The following is an 18,677-nucleotide window of genomic DNA, read 5'->3' on the forward strand; positions in this document are numbered from 1 at the left end:
CAGGCCGGGCATGTTTTTTGCGCAGTCAGGATAAACCGGCTGACAGCGGTGTCGAGCGGTGTTCATATATTGGACAGATGCGCGGAATGGTTGGCTAATAAAACCGCGCCACAGGGGAGAAATTCCAATGAAACTGTTTTCCAAAGCCGTCGCGATGGGCACGACGGCTATTCTGAGCGGGCTTTTTGCGGGTAGCGCGATGGCTCAGGTCGACGTGATCACCGTGACATCCCAGAAGCGCGAGCAGACGCTTCAGGACACGCCGGTCTCGGTCGCCGTTGTGACCGGCGAGCAGATCGAGCAATCGCAAATTCGCGATGCCGCGGACCTGCAGACCCTGGTCCCGTCGCTTCGGGTTTCTGAGTTTGCGACGTCCACCAACACCGAGTTCAACCTGCGCGGCGTTGGCACGTCGAGCTTCAACCCGGGCCTCGAGCCGTCGGTCGGCGTCTTCATTGACGGCGTTTACCGTCCGCGCTCCGGCTCCGCGATCAACGACTTGATGTCGGTTGAGCGCGTCGAGGTCATCCGGGGACCGCAGTCCACGATTTTCGGCCGCAATACGCCGGCCGGTGTCGTCAGCATCATCACCCAGGCGCCGGATTTTGATTTCAACTATGCCGGCGAAGTGACGGTCGGAAATTACGGCATGCGCCAAGCGCGCGGCACCGTGACCGGCCCGCTGTCTGACAACGCAGCTTTCCGTCTGGAAGGTAATGTCCACCAGAATGACGGCTATATTGACGTCGTTGATGGCCGCGAGGCCAATAACCGCGACCGTATGAGCATTCGCGGCCAGTTGCTGTTCAACCCGAGCGACAATACCGAAGTCCGCATCATCGCGGATTGGGGTGATATCGACGAGAATTGCTGTGCGGCACCGTTCGCCTTTTATGATCCGATCGACCTCGCGGCGCTTGTCGGCCTTGGCGGTACGGCGGTTCCGGCTGATCCCAATGGCGGCGACACGATCGCCATTGACGGTGACCTGAACACCCAGCTGACCACGCAGGGTATTTCGGCCCAGATCGACCATGATTTCGACAGCTTCACCTTCACCTCGATCACGGCCTTCCGTAACTATGATGAAGACCAGCTGTTCGACGCCGACTTCTCTGACCTCGACCTGGTCAGCCTGCGTCACATCCAGAACCAGTATGACAGCTTCACCCAGGAATTCCGCCTGACCTCGACCGGCGACAATATGGTCGACTGGATGTTCGGCGGTTTCTATTACAACAACGAGCTGAGCTTCGATAATTCGACGCCTTATGGTGCCGATGCCCGCGCCTTCTTCGATGCGGCGTCAGCGCCGGCAGTGGCCGACCTCGTTGCTTCGTTCGGACTTCCGGCCGGTACGGGCGGCGTCTCGCTGCTTGAGATCTTCCTCGACATGAACCAGGCCGCTGGCGTTGGCGCCTTCGTGCCGCTGGCGTCAGGCAATGGCGCGCTTCCGACCACGCCGGCTGAAGGCTTTGTTGCCACCAGCCACGGCCTGATTTCGGAAAGCTATCAATACGACACCAATGCCTGGTCGGCGTTCGGCCAGATCGATTGGCATCTCACCGACCAGTTCACGGTGACGCTGGGTGGTCGCTATTCCGACGAAGACAAGGAAATGGTCACGGCCATCAACCAGCCGGGTCCGTTGTCGGCCTTCTCCTTTGTCGACCTGGCACAGGATCTGCGCCTGGTGACGCCGGGTACCTGTGATCCGGGCCTCTTCCCGGTCATTGGCGGCGATGCCTGTGCGTATCTGGTGCCGTCGATCCTGTTTGGTCAGGCTCAGGCCGAAGCCTTGGCAGGCGATCCGACCTTGTTGAATACGCTGATCGGCCTCGGCATTTCGCCGACCGCTCCGCTGCCGGCGGCATTTGCCAATAATCCGGACCTCAATCCGCTGCTCGCTTTCACGGCCTTCCAGAACTTCCCGCCGGTCAATGCAGCCGACTTCCCGACCTCGCGTAACGACACCAACTTCTCGGGCAATATTATCCTGTCCTATGATGTGTCGGACACGTTCAACGTCTATGCGAGCTACGCGACGGGCTTCAAGCCGGGCGGTTTCAACGTCTCGACCAATGCCGCCTTCACCGGCGTTTTCGAGTTCGAGGAAGAGACCGCAGAGAGCTTTGAAGTGGGGGCCAAAGGGTCCTTTGACGGCGGTCGCTTCGTCTACGCGCTGGCCTACTTCAACCAGGAAATCACTGATTTCCAGACCAACAATTTCGTCGGCAATGGCTTCGCACTCGAGAATGCCGGTTCGATTGAAGTCTCCGGTCTTGAGTTCGAGGGGCAGTGGGCACCGACCGACAATCTGCTCGTCACCGGTGGTTTCACCTACCTGTTCGAAAGCATCTACGGCGAATATCTCTACGCGCCGTGCCCGGACAGCTTTGATTCGACCGATCCGAATTTCGCGCTTTGCGTGCCAGGTGCCGAGCGCACCAATGGTGCCGGCGTGACCGCACTCTTCAACGACCTGACCGGTCGTGACCGCGGCAATTCGGAGTTCGTGGCGGCGATGACGGCGACCTACACGCACCAGGTCGGTGACAATATGGAGATGTCCTGGCGTGGCGAGATGAGCCACATCTCGGATTTCTCGCACACCACCAGCCAGGACCCGCGTCCGTTCGCAAACCAGGATGCCTTCCAGCTCTACAACGCGTCGGTGACGCTCGGTGCCGATGACGGCGCTTGGGCCTTGCAGGTGTGGGGTCGGAACATCTTTGACGAGAATTACACCAAGGGCGGTTTCCCGTCGGTTGGTTATCTCGGCACCAGCTACAACGCCTATCCGGGTGATCCGCAGACCTACGGCATCACGCTGCGTGTTCGCGGCTAGTGAACATTGTTCAAATAAGCGTATGATCGCGGGCGGGAACCAGGTGTTCCCGCCCGTTTTCATGTGCGGCGGAGCCAGTGATGGGATTGTTTTTCCTGATTGTCGGATCAGTGGTCGGCGTCAGTGTCATGGTGTTTTTCAACGCCCGGCTGGGTATCAGCACCCAGGCGAAGCTGAGCGGGCTGGACGAGGCCATCATGCGCCTCGATACGGACCGCGTCGGCTTTGAAGCCGGCGAGGGGGTGCTCGCCGCAGACGGTGAAGGCGCCCTGGTCGCGGAACGCTCCGGCGCGTGTCTTGGTCTTGTGGTGGCGCGCGGCAGCGATTTCGTGATCCGCTATCTCGGCCCCGGCCGCGTCCGTGATGTGGCCATCGACAACGAACATGTGCTTCACCTGCGTCTCAATGATTTTGTCTTCGCACCGGCCCGTTTGCGCTTTGACAGCGCCGAGGTCGCCGCAGACTGGGCCGAGCGGCTCACTGCCCTGCAGGCGGTCGCCGTCGAGGTCGCGCCCCTTCAGGCAGGGGCAAGGAGCTAAAAATGGACGTTCCCGCCTTTGTCCAGAACTGGAACCCGATCACGCTGGCGATCCCGTTCTTCACCCTGTCCGTTTTTGCCGAGATGCTGCATGCGCGCCTGACCGGCAAGACCCGGTTTGAAACCCGCGACACTGCGGCCAGCCTGGTCATGGGGCTGGGCAATAATGTGTCCTCGATCGTGTTCGGCATCCTGCTGGGTGGCTGGTCAGTCTTCGTCTATGAGCACCGCCTGCTGGATATCTCCTTCGCCTGGTGGGTCTGGGTGATCGCCTTCGTGCTTGATGATTTCCTGTATTACTGGTCGCACCGTTTTGCTCACACCGTGCGCTGGTTCTGGGCCGACCACATCGTCCATCACTCGTCACAGCACTACAATCTCACGACGGCCCTGCGCCAACCCTGGATCAGCCCATTGACCCTGAAATTCCTATGGCTTGGTTCGGCCATGGTCTTCCTGGGCTTTCATCCGGCCATGGTTGCTTTTGTCGGCGCGCTCAACCTGATCTACCAGTTCTGGATCCATACCGAGGCGATCAAGCGTTGCCCGGCCTGGTTCGAGGCGGTGATGAACACGCCGTCGCACCACCGCGTCCATCACGCCACCAACCCGATTTATCTCGACAAGAACTACGCTGGCATTTTCATCATCTGGGACAAGATGTTCGGCACTTTCCAGGTCGAACGCGCCGACGAACCCTGCCGCTATGGCATCGTCAAGAATCTGGGCACCTACAACCCGATCAAGATCTGTCTGCATGAATGGATGGGTATCGTGAATGACATGGCCGGCGCCAAGTCCCTCAAACACGCAGCGATGTACCTGCTCGCCCCGCCTGGCTGGTCGCCGGACGGCTCGCGCGAGACGTCCAAGCAGCTCCTTGCCAAATGGCAGGCCCGTCAGGCCGCCCAGCCCAAGCCCGAAGCCGAAGCGGCAGAGTAGCGGCGGAGAACCGCTGAGCGGGTGATAGGGGCAAGCGGTTGGCGCCTTTACCCGCTCCGGCGATTTCGGACCACGTTCCACTGTGACGATCGGCGCGTGTATTTCAGACCTGCTGCGTTTGCCAAGACGGTCACGAAGTCTCTGCACCCAATCGCGCATCCCGCCTTGTATTACGACGCTCACCCGGTCTAATGGGCGTCAAACACGAACCCACCGGAATCGCCCCATGCGCCTGTCCCGTTATTTCCTGCCCGTCCTCAAGGAAACCCCCTCTGACGCCGAGATCGTCTCGCACCAGCTGATGCTGCGCGCCGGCATGATCAAGCAGCAGGCGGCGGGGATTTATGCCTGGTTGCCGCTGGGCCATCGCGTGCTCAAGAAAATCGAACAGATTGTGCGCGAGGAACAGGACCGGGCCGGCGCCGTCGAACTCCTGATGCCGACCATCCAGTCGGCGGACCTGTGGCGCGAAAGCGGGCGCTATGAGGATTATGGCGACGAGATGCTGCGCATCACCGACCGCCATGATCGCGAGCTGCTCTTTGGGCCGACCAATGAGGAAATGATCACCGAGATTTTCCGCTCATACTGCAAGTCCTACAAGGACTTGCCGAAGATGCTCTACCACATCCAGTGGAAGTTTCGCGATGAGCGCCGGCCCCGTTTCGGGGTCATGCGCGGCCGCGAATTCCTGATGAAGGACACCTATTCCTTCGATGTCGACGAGGCCGCCGCCCGACGCTCCTACAACCGCATGTTTGTGGCCTATCTCAACACTTTCTCGCGGCTCGGCCTCAAGGCCGTGCCGATGAAGGCTGATACCGGTCCGATCGGCGGCGATCTCAGCCATGAATTCATCGTGTTGGCCGAAACCGGCGAGAGCGAGGTTTTCTGCCATGCCGATCTCGTCGAGATGGGTGCGCCTGGACTGGATGTCGATTTCGACGGCGATCTTCAGTCCTATGTCGATCAGCGCACAGCGCTTTATGCGGCGACCGACGAAATGCACGAGCCCGACCAGTTCGCGGCCGTGCCGAAGGATCGTCAACTCTCGGCGCGCGGAATCGAGGTCGGCCATATTTTCTATTTCGGCACCAAGTATTCCGAGCCGATGAAAGCGCTGGTCCAGCATCAGGACGGCCAGCCGCGCGCTGTCCATATGGGTTCTTATGGTGTCGGCGTGTCGCGGCTTCTCGGCGCGATCATCGAAGCGCATCACGACGAGAAGGGCTGTATCTGGCCGGAAAGCGTTGCGCCCTTTGGCGTCGGCATCATCAATATGCGCGTCGGCGACGCCGCGTGTGATGCGGCCTGCGAAACCGCCTATGCGGCGTTGGCCAAGGCCGGCCTTGACCCGCTTTATGATGACACTGACAACCGGGCCGGCGCCAAATTCGCGACTGCCGACCTGATTGGCCTGCCCTATCAGCTGGTGATCGGTCCGCGCGGGCTGAAAGAGGGCAAGATCGAACTCAAGGTTCGCCGCAATGGCGAGACCCATGAGCTGTCGCTGGAGGATGCAGTGAGCCGGCTGGCCGAAAGGGCCTTCAGCGATGACTGAAGCAGCGCGCGGGACGAGTGTGGCATCGACCGGCGGGGCGCGACCCTTCAGCCCTTATGAATTCCTGCTCGCCTTCCGCTATCTGCGGGCCCGCCGCAAGCATGGCGGCGTTGCTCTGATCGCCTGGATTTCCTTCGGTGGGATTGCGCTCGCCGTCACCGGCCTGATCGCTGTCATGTCGATCATGAATGGTTTCCGGGCTGAACTTTTCAGCCAGCTTCTCGGTTTCCAGCCGCATGTCTATGTCGATACACGTGAAATTCCATCTGACGATATAGATCGCCTGCTTGCGGAAATCGAAGCGATGACCGGCGTCAAAAGCGCCGACCCGGTGGTGACCGGTCAGGTCCTGGCCTCGTCCCAGCGTTACGAATCCGTGCTTCAGGTGCTCGCGGTGCGGCCGTCCGATCTCGCCCGGATGGATGTGATCCAGTCCGGCGATGATCCCCGCAGTCTGACCGGCATCCAGTATGGCGATCTCGAGACCTTTGGTGACGGGCATAATGGCGGCGATGGCATCGTCATCGGGGCCGGCGTGGCCCAGCGCCTTGGCGTGACGATCGGTGACCGGGTCACTTTCACGGCCGCCCGCGCCGCGCCGACCGCCTTCGGCATCCGGCCGCAGCAAAAAGCCTATTATGTCGAGGCGATCATCGCGGCGGGTGTCTCCACCATCGACAATAATCTCGCCTACATGCCGCTGGATCAGGGTCAGCTCTATTTCAACCGTGGGGACGTGGTCGACACGATCCAGATCCGTCTCGACATTCCGGAAATGGCACCGCAATTTGTCGCCCCGATCCGCGCCCTCGCAGGTCCGAATGCGCTGGTCTATGACTATACAAGGCTTGATCCGGCCTTCTTCAACGCCTTGCAATTCGAGCGCACGGCGATGCGACTGATCCTGTCCATCGTGGTGGCGATCGCGGCCATGAACATCATTTCCGGCTTGGTCATGCTGGTGAAGAACAAGTCGCGCGATATCGCCATACTGCGTACGATGGGCGCGACCCGGGCCTCGGTGATGCGGGTTTTCCTGATTGTGGGCGCCAGCATCGGCATGGCCGGTACGCTGGCCGGCCTGTTGCTGGGCATACTCTTCGTGACCTTTATCGGTCCGATCCAGGACTTCATCACCTGGACAACCGGGGCCCAGGTCTGGGATCCGAACGTCTATTATCTCTACCGCATCCCGGCCAAGATGGATTGGGGCGAGGTGGCCTTCATCTCGATCTTCGGGCTGGCCGTTTCCCTGCTGGTGACTTTGCCGCCGGCCTGGCGGGCGGCGCGTCTCGATCCGGTGGAGGCGCTGCGTTATGAGTGATTTCGTTCTCGAACTCGACGCGATCGACCGCACCTATGTCACCGAGGCCGGGGAATTGCCGGTGCTGCGCGGCGCCAGTCTCAGCCTGTCGCCCGGCGAGATTGTCGGCTTGGTCGGTCCGTCCGGATCTGGCAAGTCGTCTCTTTTGCACGCGGCCGGCCTGCTCGAACGCCCCAATGCTGGCGATGTGCGGGTGAGGGGGCGGGCAACACGTGAGCTGTCGGATCGTGATCGCACCGCGATCCGGCGTCGCGAAATCGGCTTCGTCTACCAGTTTCACCACCTCCTGCCCGAGTTTGATGCGCTGGAGAATATCGTCCTGCCGCAATTGATCGGCGGCGTTCCGGCGCGCAAGGCGCGCGAACGGGCGGAGTTGCTGCTGACCCAGCTGGGGCTCGGCGACCGGATCCTGCACCAGCCCTCGCAATTGTCCGGCGGCGAACAGCAGCGGGTTGCGATTGCCCGCGCCCTGGCCAATCGCCCGCACGTGCTGCTGGCCGACGAGCCAACCGGCAATCTCGATCCAACAACGTCCGAGAAGGTGTTCGACGCTTTCCGGGAGACGGTGAAGGCAGAGGGCGCCGCGGCCCTGGTCGCGACCCATAATCACGAGCTGGCGGGTCGTATGGATCGCATCCTCACCTTCGCCGACGGGCATCTCACGCCGTATGTCGCCGACTGAGGTCTGATAGCTTCAAAACCACACTGAAACAAAAGTGGAACATTTCGCTTGACGACGCGTCTTTGCCGAAATAGAACAAAAGCAGAACAAGCGTTTTGGGGAGAGTGTCATGCGCCGGGTTGTTCAAGATGTTTCCGCCGCCACCGCCGTTTTGGGTTTTGCCTGGATGATCGCGATGTGGGGATCGGTTCTCGGCGCGGCCTGAACCGGTTAGACTGATTGATCTGACTCGGTGGCGCCGACGGCGTCAGGTCCGGGCAGGGCGGGATCAGTTTTCAGGCCGGATGTCAGGAGAGACCCATGGGCGCGCAATATCCATTTGTGCATTTGCGGGTGCGCTCGCCCTATTCGGTCCTGGAAGGCGCCATTCGCATGCCGAAAATGGTCGAGGTCTGCCAGACCCATGGCATGCCGGCCATCGCGCTGACTGACACGAACAACCTGTTCGGAGCGCTGGAATTTTCCGAAGTCCTGTCGGGCGCCGGTGTGCAGCCGATTGTCGGCTGCACACTCAAGGTCCGGCTCAGTGACCCGCATCCCGGCGAACGCGCGGAGCCTGATGGCACGCTGGTACTGCTGGCCCAGGATGAGGTCGGCTATGGCAATCTCATGGCGCTCTCCAGCGCGGCCTATCTGGATGTGGACGGGTCGGAAGAACCGCATGTGCCGATGGCACTGGTCCTGGAACACGCCGCCGGGCTGATCTGTCTGACGGGGGGGCCTGATGGTGTGCTGAACCGGCTGGTCACTGGCGGACGTCAGCCCGAGGCTGGCGGGTTTCTCGGCCAGTTGGAAGCCGCCTTCGGTGACCGCCTCTATGTCGAATTGCAACGCCACGGGCTGGCACCGGAACTGGAAGCGGAAGATTGGCTGGTCGAGACGGCCTATGCACGGGACCTGCCGCTGGTGGCGACCAATGAGGCCTATTTCCCCGACGCCTCGATGCACAAGGCACACGACGCCCTGCTGTGCATATCGGAAAGCTCCTTCGTCTCGGTTGCCGATCGGCGCCGGGTCACGGCCGATCACTATCTGACCACGCCGCAGGAAATGAATGAGCGCTTCGCCGACTTGCCGGAAGCGCTGAACAATACGGTTGAGATCGCCCGCCGCTGCGCTTTCCGGGTGCGCACCCACGCGCCCATCCTGCCGAGTTTTCCGACAGTGGGCGGCCGTGACGAGGGCGAGGAATTGGTTGCCCGTGCCCATGAAGGCCTCACCGAGCGTCTCGCCAGCATTAATCCGGCGGCACCGGAAACTGAATATCGCGAACGCTTGGATTTCGAACTCGGCATTATCCGCCAGATGGGCTTTCCGGGCTATTTTCTGATCGTTTCGGACTTCATCCAGTGGGCCAAGAACAATGATATTCCCGTCGGGCCGGGGCGGGGGTCAGGCGCCGGTTCACTGGTCGCCTACGCACTGACCATCACCGATCTCGATCCGCTTCGTTTCGGCCTTCTGTTCGAACGCTTCCTCAATCCGGAACGGGTCTCGATGCCCGACTTCGACGTCGATTTCTGCCAGGAGCGGCGCGGCGAGGTGATCCGCTATGTCCAGGAACAATACGGCCATGACCGGGTCGCCCAGATCATCACCTTCGGGACCTTGCAGGCCCGAGCTGTGGTCCGCGATACTGGCCGGGTCCTCCAGCTTCCGCTCGGCCTCGTCGACCGTCTCGCCAAGATGGTGCCGGCCAATCCCGCCAATCCGGTCACGCTGGCCCAGGCGCTGGATATCGAACCACGGTTGCGCGAAATGCGCCGCGATGACGACTCGGTCGATAGCCTGCTGACTGTGGCGCTGAAGCTGGAAGGGCTTTACCGCAACGCCTCGACCCACGCCGCCGGCGTGGTCATTGGCGATCGCAAACTGTCTGAGCTTGTCCCGCTCTATCGCGATCCGCGTTCCGATATTCCCGCGACCCAGTTCAACATGAAATGGGTCGAGCCGGCCGGACTCGTGAAATTCGACTTTCTCGGTCTCAAGACCCTGACCGTCATCGCCCGGGCGCTGGGCTATATCGCCTCGGCAGGCAAGGATGTGCCGGATATCGAGGGCATTGATTTCGACGACCAGGCGACCTTCGACCTGTTGCAGTCGGGTCATGCGATCGGCGTGTTCCAGCTGGAATCGTCGGGCATGCGCGATACGCTCAAGAAGATGAAGCCGGATGCGATCGAGGACCTGATCGCCCTGATCTCGCTGTATCGACCGGGCCCGATGAAGAATATTGACGTCTATGTCGATCGCAAATTCGGCCGGGCCGAGGTCGATAATCTCCACCCCGATCTCGAAGGCGTGCTGTCGGAAACCTATGGCGTCATCATCTATCAGGAACAGGTGATGCAAATCGCCCAGATCCTGTCGGGTTACTCGCTCGGTGAAGCCGACCTTCTGCGTCGGGCCATGGGCAAGAAGAAGAAGGAGGAGATGGACAAGCAGAAAGTCCGTTTCCTCGAGGGCGCCGAGAAAAACGACGTCAGCCGCGAGAAGGCCTCCTATATTTTCGAACTGGTGGCCGAGTTTGCCGGCTACGGATTCAACAAATCGCACGCCGCCGCCTATGCCGCCATCGCCTACCGGACCGGCTATCTGAAAGCCAATTATCCGGTCGAATTCATGGCCGCCCTGATGTCGCTGGACGCGGCCAATACTGACAAGCTGGCCGCTTTCTTCCAGGAAATCCGGCGCATGAAGATCGAGGTGCGGCCGCCCGACGTGAATGCCTCGCAAGCGGATTTTTCGGTCGAGGAGGGCGCGATCCGCTTTGCCCTTGGCGCGATCCGTAATGTCGGGTTTGTCGCCATGGAACACATCGTCGCCGAGCGTGAGGCTAATGGGCCGTTCTGCGATCTCTATGATTTTGCCGAACGCATTGATCCGCGCCAGGTCAACAAGCGCACCTTTGAAAACCTCGCCAAGGCCGGTGCCTTCGACTCGCTCGATCCTGACCGGGCGCGTGTCATGGCGTCCGCCGAGACGCTGATCTCGATGGCGCAGCACGCCGCCGAGCAACGCGAAAGCGCCCAGGCCAGCCTGTTTGGCGGTGGCGGTGAGGAAGCGCTTCTGGAACGGCCGCGCCTGCCAGAACCCGACCCCTGGACGGCGACCGAACGTCTGGATGCGGAATTGTCCGCCATCGGCTTTTACCTGTCCGGCCACCCGCTCGACGATCTGGCCGAGCATCTGGCCGGACGCGGCGTGGTCTTTTTCGCTGAAGCGCCGGGCCGCGTGGCAGACGGAGCCACCGCCCTGCGCCTGGCCGGCATGGTCCGGCGGCGCCAGGAACGGGTCTCCAACAAAAACGGTGAGCGCTTTGCCTGGACGACCCTGTCCGACCCGACAGGGGAGTTCGAGGTTTTCGTCAATTCCGAGCTGTTGCGGACCTCACGTGAAATTCTCGACAGCGGTCAGGCGGTGCTGGTCAATTGCCGGGTTGATGAGCGCGACGAGCAAATCTCCTTCTTCGCCGACCGGATCGAGCCGCTCGATACCAAGGTCTCGGCCGAACGCCTGCGTATCCGGCTCGACCTGGCCGATGCGCTGTCAGGCGTGCACGCCCGTCTCGAGCGCGCAAATAATCGGGCAGATGCCAGTCATGACGCGGTGATCGACCTGCTTCTGCCCTTGCGCGATGGCGGTGAGATCGAGATGCGCTTGCCCGGTCGTCACTCGGCCGATGCCGCCCTGCAGGCTGCCCTGAAAGGGGTGAAGGGGGTGGCTTCGGTGGAAGTGACCTGATGCGATGTGTTTGCTTTGTCGGAACCAGATTGGGGCAGCATGGCTGACCGGCTCCGGCGGCCACATCGGTCATCGGCCGACGCCCGCGGTGTCGACAAGGACCATGGCGGCTGACGGGGCCTGAAACGGCCTAGCTGTTGCGGTTATTCAACAGGTCAGTTCAGCCCTCGCCATGACGGGCGCGCTTTCGTTTGCGTCGGCGGCTGAAGCCGTGGATAGTGCGCCAAACTCGTGGGGAGGGGATCGTATGAATAGTCTTTTTGCAGGCAGCGCGATGACGCTGATGTTTTTTGTGTCGGCAGGTGCCCAGGCGCAGGACACGCCGGAGGCATTGCAGCGGGCCTTCGTGGCGGCGGTCGAGGCCGAGGACGCCACGGCACTGGGAAACTTGTTCACTGCGGATGCCGACAGTTATTCGCCGGGCACGCACCATGTCCGTGGTCGGGAGGCGATCGCCGCTGACTGGCAGGGCTTCTTCGATGCCTTTGACAATATCAGCCTGACGCTCGACATGCATGGCTCTGCAGGCCTGGGCGACAGCCATGCGGCCTGGGGCGAGTGGACGATGAGCCAGACGCCCGCCGGTGGCGGCGCGGCCTTCACGCTCACCGGGCGTTTCATGGATGTTCAGAGCCGCATTGACGGCCAGTGGTATTACCGCGCCGATCACGCCTCGGTTTCGCCACCGCCGCCTGCATCGGCCGGCGAGTAGCGCCACCGGCCAGGCATGCCCGGCGGCCGGCGGGTCCGGCCTGTCCATCGCCGCATTGTCATCGGCATTTTGGTGCCGTGACAGGCTGCCACCCGCTGACGCATGGCCGCACTGCATCGGCCATGCCCGCGCCCGCTTGCCATGACAGGCTTGCGAGCCTATAAGCCGCGCCATTACGCACACGGGGCTACGTCCGGTCTTTGGCCTGACGCTCCGGTGTCGCCTGCAGGTGCAGGTGGCTCCGCTCCGTGGAGGCCAACCGGAAAAGGAAAACACGATGGCTCTCCCTGATTTCAGCATGCGTCAGCTGCTTGAAGCTGGTTGTCACTTTGGACACCAGACCCACCGCTGGAACCCGAAGATGAAGGATTTCATCTTTGGTGAGCGGTCCAACATTCACATTATCGACCTGTCCCAGACCGTCCCGCTGCTGCACCAGGCCCTGGTGAAAGTGCGCGAAACGGCGGCCAAGGGTGGCCGGGTCCTGTTCGTTGGCACCAAGCGCCAGGCTTCCGAGCCGCTGGCCCTGGCTGCCGGTCGCTGCGCCCAATACTATATGAACCAGCGCTGGCTCGGCGGTACGCTGACCAATTGGCGTACGATTTCCAACTCGATCGCCCGTCTGCGCGAGCTGGAAAGCATGTTTGAAGGTGAGGGCGGCCTGGCCGGTCTGACCAAGAAAGAACAGCTGATGCTGACCCGTGAGCGCGAAAAGCTTGATCGCTCGCTTGGTGGTATCAAGGACATGGGCGGCACGCCGGACCTGATGTTCGTGATCGACACGAACAAGGAAGGCATCGCCATCCAGGAAGCCAAGAAGCTGGGCATTCCGGTCATCGCCGTGGTCGACACCAATTGCGATCCGGACCTGATCGACTTCCCGATCCCGGGCAATGACGACGCCAGCCGTGCGATCTCGCTTTACTGCGACCTGATCGCCGACGCTGTTCTTGACGGCATGAGCGACAGCCAGATGGCGATGGGCATGGATCTCGGCGAAGCCGAAGCACCGGTCGAGACCCTGATCGAAGCCGAAGCGGCTCCGGTTGATGAGGCTCCGGCCCAGGAAGCACCCGCGAAGGAAGCTGCAGCAGAAGAGGCTCCGGCCGCGGACGCCGCACCGGAAGCTGATGCGGCCGCCACGGACACGTCATCCGAATCTGACAAGACCGAAGCGTAACGTTTCGATCCAAAGCGAAATCCAGGAGAAACCGATGGCTGCCATTACCGCTGCTCTCGTGAAGGAACTGCGCGAAAAAACCGGCGTAGGCATGATGGACTGCAAGAAGGCGCTGAGTGAAAACGACGGCGACTTCGAAGCCGCCGTTGATTGGCTGCGCAAGAAAGGCCTGTCCAAGGCTGCCAAAAAGGCTGATCGCGTTGCCGCCGAAGGTCTCGTCGCCGTTGCCACCGATGGTGGCAAGGGTGCCGTGGTCGAAGTGAACTCGGAAACCGATTTCGTGGCCCGGAATGAAAAATTCCAGGCCACAGTCAAGGGAATCGCCTCACTCGCCATTGGCGGATCGGGCGATGTTGCCGAGATCAAGGCCTCTTCGCTGGCCTCCGGTTCCACGGTCGAAGATCATCTCACCAACCTGATCGCCACGATCGGTGAGAACATGGCCCTGCGCCGTGCCGCCGTCGTGACCGCCGAGCCGGGCGTCGTTGCGTCCTACGTCCACAATCCGGCTGTTGCCGACATGGGTGCCATCGGCGTGCTCGTTGGCCTGAAATCGGATGGTGACAAGGACAAGCTGGCCGAGCTGGGCCGCAAGATCGCCATGCACGTCGCCGCCGGTTCGCCGGCCGTCGCCGTCTCGGTTGATGTTGACGGTGTCGACAGCGCGATCGCCGACAAGGAACGCGAAGTCTTTGCCGACCAGGCCCGCCAGTCCGGCAAGCCGGAAGCGATCGTCGAAAAGATGGTCGAAGGCCGCATGCGCAAATTCTATGAGGAAGTCGTGCTGCTGAAGCAGGCTTTCGTGATGGATCCGGATTCGACGATCGAACAGGTCCTCGAAGCAGCAGCCAAGGATGTTGGCGCACCGGTCACCATTTCGGGCTTTGTCCGCATGGCGCTGGGTGAAGGCGTCGAGAAGGGTCCGGAAGAGGATTTTGCAGCCGAAGTCGCTGCGGCCTCCGGCCAGTCCTGATCCTCGTTGACAACAAGCGGCGGCGCTTTTCAGCGCCGCCGCTTTCTATATGCTGCACGCCGTGACTGATTCCTCTGCATCCGGGCCGGCTGATGGCCAGGCGGGCGCGCCGAAATTCCGGCGCGTACTGCTGAAAGTTTCTGGTGAAGCCCTGATGGGTTCCCAGAGTTACGGTATCGATATCGATACGGCTGACCGGATTGCGCGCGAAGTCGCTGCGGCCGTCACGCGCGGCACTGAAATGTGTCTCGTGATCGGCGGTGGCAATATCTTCCGCGGCCTGTCCGGCGCGGCCAAGGGCATGGACCGGGCCGCTGCCGACTACATGGGCATGCTGGCCACGGTCATGAACGCGCTGGCGATGCAGACCGCGCTCGAGCGGATCGGCGTCCAGACGCGGGTGCAGTCGGCCATCCCCATGACCACGGTCTGCGAACCCTATATTCGCCGCCGCGCCACCCGGCACATGGAAAAGGGCCGGGTCGTGATCTTCGCGGCCGGCACTGGCAATCCCTTCTTCACCACCGACACGGCGGCAGCGCTGCGAGCGGCCGAGATGGGCTGCGACGCGCTTCTCAAGGGTACCCAGGTCGATGGGGTCTATTCCGACGATCCGCGCACCAATCCGGATGCCGAGCGCTATGACCAACTTGATTATCTCGACGTGCTGACCCGAGACCTTCGGGTAATGGACGCCTCGGCGGTGACGCTGATGCGCGAAAATGCGATACCGATTGTCGTGTTTGACATTCACAAGACGAATGGTCTTGCACGGGTGCTGGCCGGGGAGGGTTTGTGCACCATGATCGGCAAGATGAAGACCGACGTGTCAGCCGGCTGAACCAGGAAAGAGCAAGAACACCATGAGTGACGAGTATGACGAGAATGATCTGAAGCGGCGCATGGACGGGGCCATCGAGGCCCTGCGCAAGGAATTCGCCGGTCTGCGGACCGGTCGCGCCAGTGCCGGCCTGCTCGATCCGATCAAGGTTGAAGCCTATGGTGCCCTGACGCCGATCAACCAGCTCGGCAATATCTCGGTTCCCGAGCCGCGCATGATCACGCTGCAGGTCTGGGACAAGTCCATGGTTGGCGCTGTCGACAAGGCAATCCGCAATTCCGGCATCGGTCTCAATCCGGTCATGGAAGGCCAGTTGCTGCGTATTCCGATCCCGCCGCTCAATGAAGAGCGTCGCGCCGAGATCGCCAAGCTGGCCGGCAGCTATGCCGAACATGCCCGTGTCGCGGTGCGCAATGTACGGCGTGACGGCATGGACGCGCTGAAGAAGATGGAGAAGGATGGCGACTTGTCCGAGGACGAGCAGAAGGCCTTCTCCGAAGACGTCCAGAAGCTCACCAATGAGGCGATCAAGCGCATTGATGAGAGTCTGAAGGGCAAGCAAGACGAGATCATGCAGGTCTGATCATGCCGTTTGGCGGAGCGAAAGAATGACTGACGACGCTCCTGCTGACCAGCCGGGTCCGGGCCATGCGGCCATCATCATGGACGGCAATGGCCGCTGGGCGAAGGCCCGCGGTCGTCCGCGTTCCTTCGGCCACAAGCGCGGGGTCGAGACGGTGCGGCAGATTGTTGAAGATGCCGGTGATCTCGGCGTCCGCTATCTGACGCTGTTCTCCTTTTCGACCGAGAACTGGAACCGGCCGGCGGACGAGGTCGGGGCCTTGTTCGAGCTTCTCAAACATTATGTCGAGGCCGATCTGGAAGGCCTGGCCCGCCGTGGCGTGCGGATCCGCATTGTCGGTCGCCGCGACAATCTGGGCTCGGATCTGACCGCGATCATTGAGCGCGCCGAAGACCGGACCCGTGACAATGACGCCTTCCATCTCACCATTGCGTTCAATTATGGCGGGCGCGACGAAATCCTGCGGACCTGTCAGGCGATCGCCCGTGAGGCTACAGACGGGCGCCTTGATCCCGATACGCTTGATGAGGCGGCCCTTGGCACGCATCTCGACACTGCCGGCCTGCCCGATGTCGACCTGATGATTCGCACCAGTGGCGAGCAGCGCATTTCCAATTTCCTGCTCTGGCAGGCGGCCTATGCCGAACTCGTCTTTCTCGACGTCTTGTGGCCGGATTTCTCGCGCCAGGACTTGGCCCGGGCGATTGATCTCTACCGACAGCGCAGCCGGCGCTATGGAGGCGTGGATGCCGGCGCCGCGTGACCCGGTCTTCCGGCGTCGACTGATCTCCGCCCTGATCCTCGGCCCGCTGGCGGTCGTGCTTCTCTATCTTGGTGACCTGGCCTTTACGGCCTGGGTTGCTGCCTTTGCGGCCGCGATGGCGTGGGAATGGATTTACATGTCCGACCGCGACGCGCCGCCCGTTGCCTACGCCATCGCCTGTGCAACAGCGTCCGGAACGGTCTTGTTGGCCGGACAGACGAATGTGATCGACGCGCTCGCCTGGGGTGCGGCCGGGACGCTGGCCAGCGGGATCGAGCGCTGGCGGCGGGGTTGGTCGAGCGAGGTGCTCGGTGTGCTCTATGTCTCGCTGTCTGCGGCCCTGCTGGCCTCGATGCGGGCCATGCCGGATCACGGACTGCAGTCGGTCATCCTGTTGTTCGCCATCGTCTGGGCGGCGGACAGTGTCGCCTATCTGGTCGGTACCTGGGTCGGTGGCCCGAAACTCCTACCCCAGGCCAGCCCGAAAAAAACCTGGTCGGGCTTTCTCGCCGGCGTTGTTGCCGGCGGTGCGGCTGGGTGGGCGGCGGGCGGCCTTTTCGGTCTCGAGGCGTCCCGGGTCATTCCGTTTGCCGTGATCGTTGCGCTGGCCTCGGTTGGTGGCGATCTCGCCATGTCGATCTTCAAGCGCAGTTTCGGGGTCAAGGACTCAGGCACGCTGATCCCGGGGCATGGTGGCGTGCTGGACCGGGTTGATGCGCTGATGCTGGCGGTGATTGCTGCTGTCCTTGTCAATCGTGTCTGGCCACTCGGCTGGGCTGCGGCATGACGGCCCGCCGGATTTCCATACTCGGGGCCACCGGCTCGGTGGGCTTGGCCACACTCGACCTGATCGGCCGGGCGACGCCCGGCACATTTCAGGTGGTTGCGCTGACCGCCAAGACCAATGCGGCCGAGCTGGCCCGGCAGGCGATCCGTTTCGGGGCTGAATGCGTCGCCATCGCGGACCCGGCGGCGGCACCGGCCCTGGAGGCGGCGCTCAAGGATCATCCCGGTATCGCGATCGGTGTCGGCGAGGACGCGGTCTGCGATGTCGCCGGACGCGATGCTGACTGGACCATGGCCGCCATCGTCGGTGCCGCCGGACTCAAGCCAACCTTGGCCGCCCTGCGCCAGGGGCGGGCGCTGGCCTTTGCCAACAAGGAATGCCTGGTCTGCGCCGGGGCGCTGTTCATGGATGAGGCCGCCCGCTGCGGCACCACGCTGTTGCCGGTCGACAGCGAGCATAATGCTGTCTTTCAGGTCTTCGATCCGGTCCAGCGCGCTGCCATTCGCTCGATCACGCTGACCGCATCGGGCGGCCCGTTCCGGGAAGCCAGCCGCGAGGACATGGCCCGTGCCACCCGAGCGGACGCCTTGGCACACCCCACATGGGAAATGGGGGCCAAGATCACCATCGACAGCGCCACCATGATGAACAAGGGGCTGGAGGTCATCGAGGCGTGCTGGTTGTTCGACCTGTCGCCCGATCGGGTCGAAGTGGTGGTGCATCCACAATCCATCGTGCATGGACTGGTGGAATATGCCGACGGATCGCTGCTGGCCCAGCTTGGCTCGCCGGACATGCGCACACCGATCGCCAGCGCCCTGGCTTGGCCAAAGCGTATGTCGGCACCGGTTGAGCGCCTGCGGCTTGCGGAGATCGGCCGGCTCGATTTCCAGCCGCCGGACCTGACCCGCTTTCCGGCCATACGGTTGGCCCGCGAGGCAATCGAGGCAGGGGGGATCGCCCCGGCCGTGCTAAACGCAGCCAATGAGATCGCCGTCGAGGCATTCCTGGCGGATCGCATCCGTTTCCTTGACATCGCTGCGAGCGTTGAAGAGGTTCTTGATCGCAGCTTGTCCGATGCAGACATGCCGCATGCGCTAACGGCTTTTGAAGATGTGTTCGCCATTGATGGTCGCGCGCGCCGGATGGCACGGGACTTGATGGCTGAGCGCTTGGCGAACCCATAACAACGGACATTT

15 protein-coding genes are annotated in these 18,677 nt (G+C 62.1%); all 15 read left to right on the forward strand.

Going from position 1 to position 18,677, the window contains the following annotated elements; translation table 11 throughout:
• Nucleotides 1-127 precede the first annotated feature (127 nt).
• A complete protein-coding gene (locus C7435_RS03320; protein WP_121210042.1) occupies nt 128-2,848 on the forward strand; it encodes a TonB-dependent receptor in 2,721 nt (906 codons plus the stop codon).
• 80 nt (nt 2,849-2,928) lie between these two features.
• Nucleotides 2,929-3,387, forward strand: coding sequence for a hypothetical protein (locus C7435_RS03325; protein ID WP_121210043.1), 459 nt, complete (start codon nt 2,929-2,931; stop codon nt 3,385-3,387).
• Between the two features lie 2 nt (nt 3,388-3,389).
• Complete coding sequence (locus tag C7435_RS03330) at nt 3,390-4,328, forward strand: sterol desaturase family protein (protein WP_121210044.1); 939 nt, start codon at nt 3,390-3,392, stop codon at nt 4,326-4,328.
• A 226-nt stretch (nt 4,329-4,554) separates the two neighbouring features.
• Nucleotides 4,555-5,889 carry a proline--tRNA ligase gene (gene proS, locus C7435_RS03335; RefSeq protein WP_121210045.1) on the forward strand — a complete coding sequence of 445 codons (1,335 nt, stop codon included), beginning with the start codon at nt 4,555-4,557 and terminating at the stop codon, nt 5,887-5,889.
• Nucleotides 5,882-7,213, forward strand: coding sequence for a lipoprotein-releasing ABC transporter permease subunit (locus C7435_RS03340; RefSeq protein ID WP_121210046.1), 1,332 nt, complete (start codon nt 5,882-5,884; stop codon nt 7,211-7,213). Before proS ends, C7435_RS03340 begins: the two co-directional genes overlap by 8 nt.
• Entirely contained in the window at nt 7,206-7,895 is a 690-nt protein-coding gene (locus C7435_RS03345) for an ABC transporter ATP-binding protein (RefSeq protein ID WP_075189765.1), read from the forward strand. The genes C7435_RS03340 and C7435_RS03345 overlap by 8 nt, the downstream gene beginning before the upstream one ends.
• 300 nt (nt 7,896-8,195) lie before the next feature.
• Nucleotides 8,196-11,639, forward strand: a complete 3,444-nt coding sequence (dnaE, locus tag C7435_RS03350) for a DNA polymerase III subunit alpha (RefSeq protein ID WP_121210047.1) — start codon at nt 8,196-8,198, stop codon at nt 11,637-11,639.
• Between the two features lie 247 nt (nt 11,640-11,886).
• Nucleotides 11,887-12,351 (forward strand): YybH family protein, encoded by a 465-nt coding sequence (locus tag C7435_RS03355; protein ID WP_170150330.1) that lies wholly within the window; start codon nt 11,887-11,889, stop codon nt 12,349-12,351.
• A 277-nt stretch (nt 12,352-12,628) separates the two neighbouring features.
• Entirely contained in the window at nt 12,629-13,531 is a 903-nt protein-coding gene (gene rpsB / locus C7435_RS03360; protein ID WP_075189928.1) for a 30S ribosomal protein S2, read from the forward strand.
• 34 nt (nt 13,532-13,565) lie between these two features.
• A complete protein-coding gene (tsf, locus tag C7435_RS03365) occupies nt 13,566-14,504 on the forward strand; it encodes a translation elongation factor Ts (RefSeq protein ID WP_121210049.1) in 939 nt (312 codons plus the stop codon).
• Nucleotides 14,505-14,553: 49 nt separating this feature from the next.
• The gene (pyrH, locus tag C7435_RS03370; RefSeq protein WP_075189769.1) at nt 14,554-15,345 is read left to right on the forward strand and encodes a UMP kinase; all 792 of its coding nucleotides are present in this window, start codon (nt 14,554-14,556) and stop codon (nt 15,343-15,345) included.
• 22 nt (nt 15,346-15,367) lie between these two features.
• The gene (frr, locus tag C7435_RS03375) at nt 15,368-15,928 is read left to right on the forward strand and encodes a ribosome recycling factor (RefSeq protein ID WP_075189770.1); all 561 of its coding nucleotides are present in this window, start codon (nt 15,368-15,370) and stop codon (nt 15,926-15,928) included.
• Between the two features lie 25 nt (nt 15,929-15,953).
• On the forward strand, nt 15,954-16,691 hold the full coding sequence (locus C7435_RS03380) for an isoprenyl transferase (protein WP_121210050.1): 738 nt from the start codon (nt 15,954-15,956) through the stop codon (nt 16,689-16,691).
• Entirely contained in the window at nt 16,675-17,478 is an 804-nt protein-coding gene (locus C7435_RS03385; RefSeq protein WP_121210386.1) for a phosphatidate cytidylyltransferase, read from the forward strand. The genes C7435_RS03380 and C7435_RS03385 overlap by 17 nt, the downstream gene beginning before the upstream one ends.
• Complete coding sequence (locus C7435_RS03390) at nt 17,475-18,665, forward strand: 1-deoxy-D-xylulose-5-phosphate reductoisomerase (RefSeq protein WP_121210051.1); 1,191 nt, start codon at nt 17,475-17,477, stop codon at nt 18,663-18,665. The genes C7435_RS03385 and C7435_RS03390 overlap by 4 nt, the downstream gene beginning before the upstream one ends.
• Nucleotides 18,666-18,677 lie beyond the last annotated feature (12 nt).

This window comes from Maricaulis maris (assembly GCF_003634045.1).
Lineage (GTDB): Bacteria > Pseudomonadota > Alphaproteobacteria > Caulobacterales > Maricaulaceae > Maricaulis > Maricaulis maris.

Bases quoted from the DNA above. Each gene is read 5' to 3' on its own strand.
- frr (WP_075189770.1), top strand. From the start codon at position 15,368: ATGAGTGACGAGTATGACGAGAATGATCTGAAGCGGCGCATGGACGGG.
- pyrH (WP_075189769.1), top strand. From the start codon at position 14,554: ATGCTGCACGCCGTGACTGATTCCTCTGCATCCGGGCCGGCTGATGGC.
- rpsB (WP_075189928.1), top strand. From the start codon at position 12,629: ATGGCTCTCCCTGATTTCAGCATGCGTCAGCTGCTTGAAGCTGGTTGT.
- C7435_RS03340 (WP_121210046.1), top strand. From the start codon at position 5,882: ATGACTGAAGCAGCGCGCGGGACGAGTGTGGCATCGACCGGCGGGGCG.
- proS (WP_121210045.1), top strand. From the start codon at position 4,555: ATGCGCCTGTCCCGTTATTTCCTGCCCGTCCTCAAGGAAACCCCCTCT.
- C7435_RS03355 (WP_170150330.1), top strand. From the start codon at position 11,887: ATGAATAGTCTTTTTGCAGGCAGCGCGATGACGCTGATGTTTTTTGTG.
- tsf (WP_121210049.1), top strand. From the start codon at position 13,566: ATGGCTGCCATTACCGCTGCTCTCGTGAAGGAACTGCGCGAAAAAACC.
- C7435_RS03345 (WP_075189765.1), top strand. From the start codon at position 7,206: ATGAGTGATTTCGTTCTCGAACTCGACGCGATCGACCGCACCTATGTC.
- C7435_RS03385 (WP_121210386.1), top strand. From the start codon at position 16,675: ATGCCGGCGCCGCGTGACCCGGTCTTCCGGCGTCGACTGATCTCCGCC.
- C7435_RS03320 (WP_121210042.1), top strand. From the start codon at position 128: ATGAAACTGTTTTCCAAAGCCGTCGCGATGGGCACGACGGCTATTCTG.
- C7435_RS03380 (WP_121210050.1), top strand. From the start codon at position 15,954: ATGACTGACGACGCTCCTGCTGACCAGCCGGGTCCGGGCCATGCGGCC.
- C7435_RS03330 (WP_121210044.1), top strand. From the start codon at position 3,390: ATGGACGTTCCCGCCTTTGTCCAGAACTGGAACCCGATCACGCTGGCG.
- C7435_RS03390 (WP_121210051.1), top strand. From the start codon at position 17,475: ATGACGGCCCGCCGGATTTCCATACTCGGGGCCACCGGCTCGGTGGGC.
- dnaE (WP_121210047.1), top strand. From the start codon at position 8,196: ATGGGCGCGCAATATCCATTTGTGCATTTGCGGGTGCGCTCGCCCTAT.
- C7435_RS03325 (WP_121210043.1), top strand. From the start codon at position 2,929: ATGGGATTGTTTTTCCTGATTGTCGGATCAGTGGTCGGCGTCAGTGTC.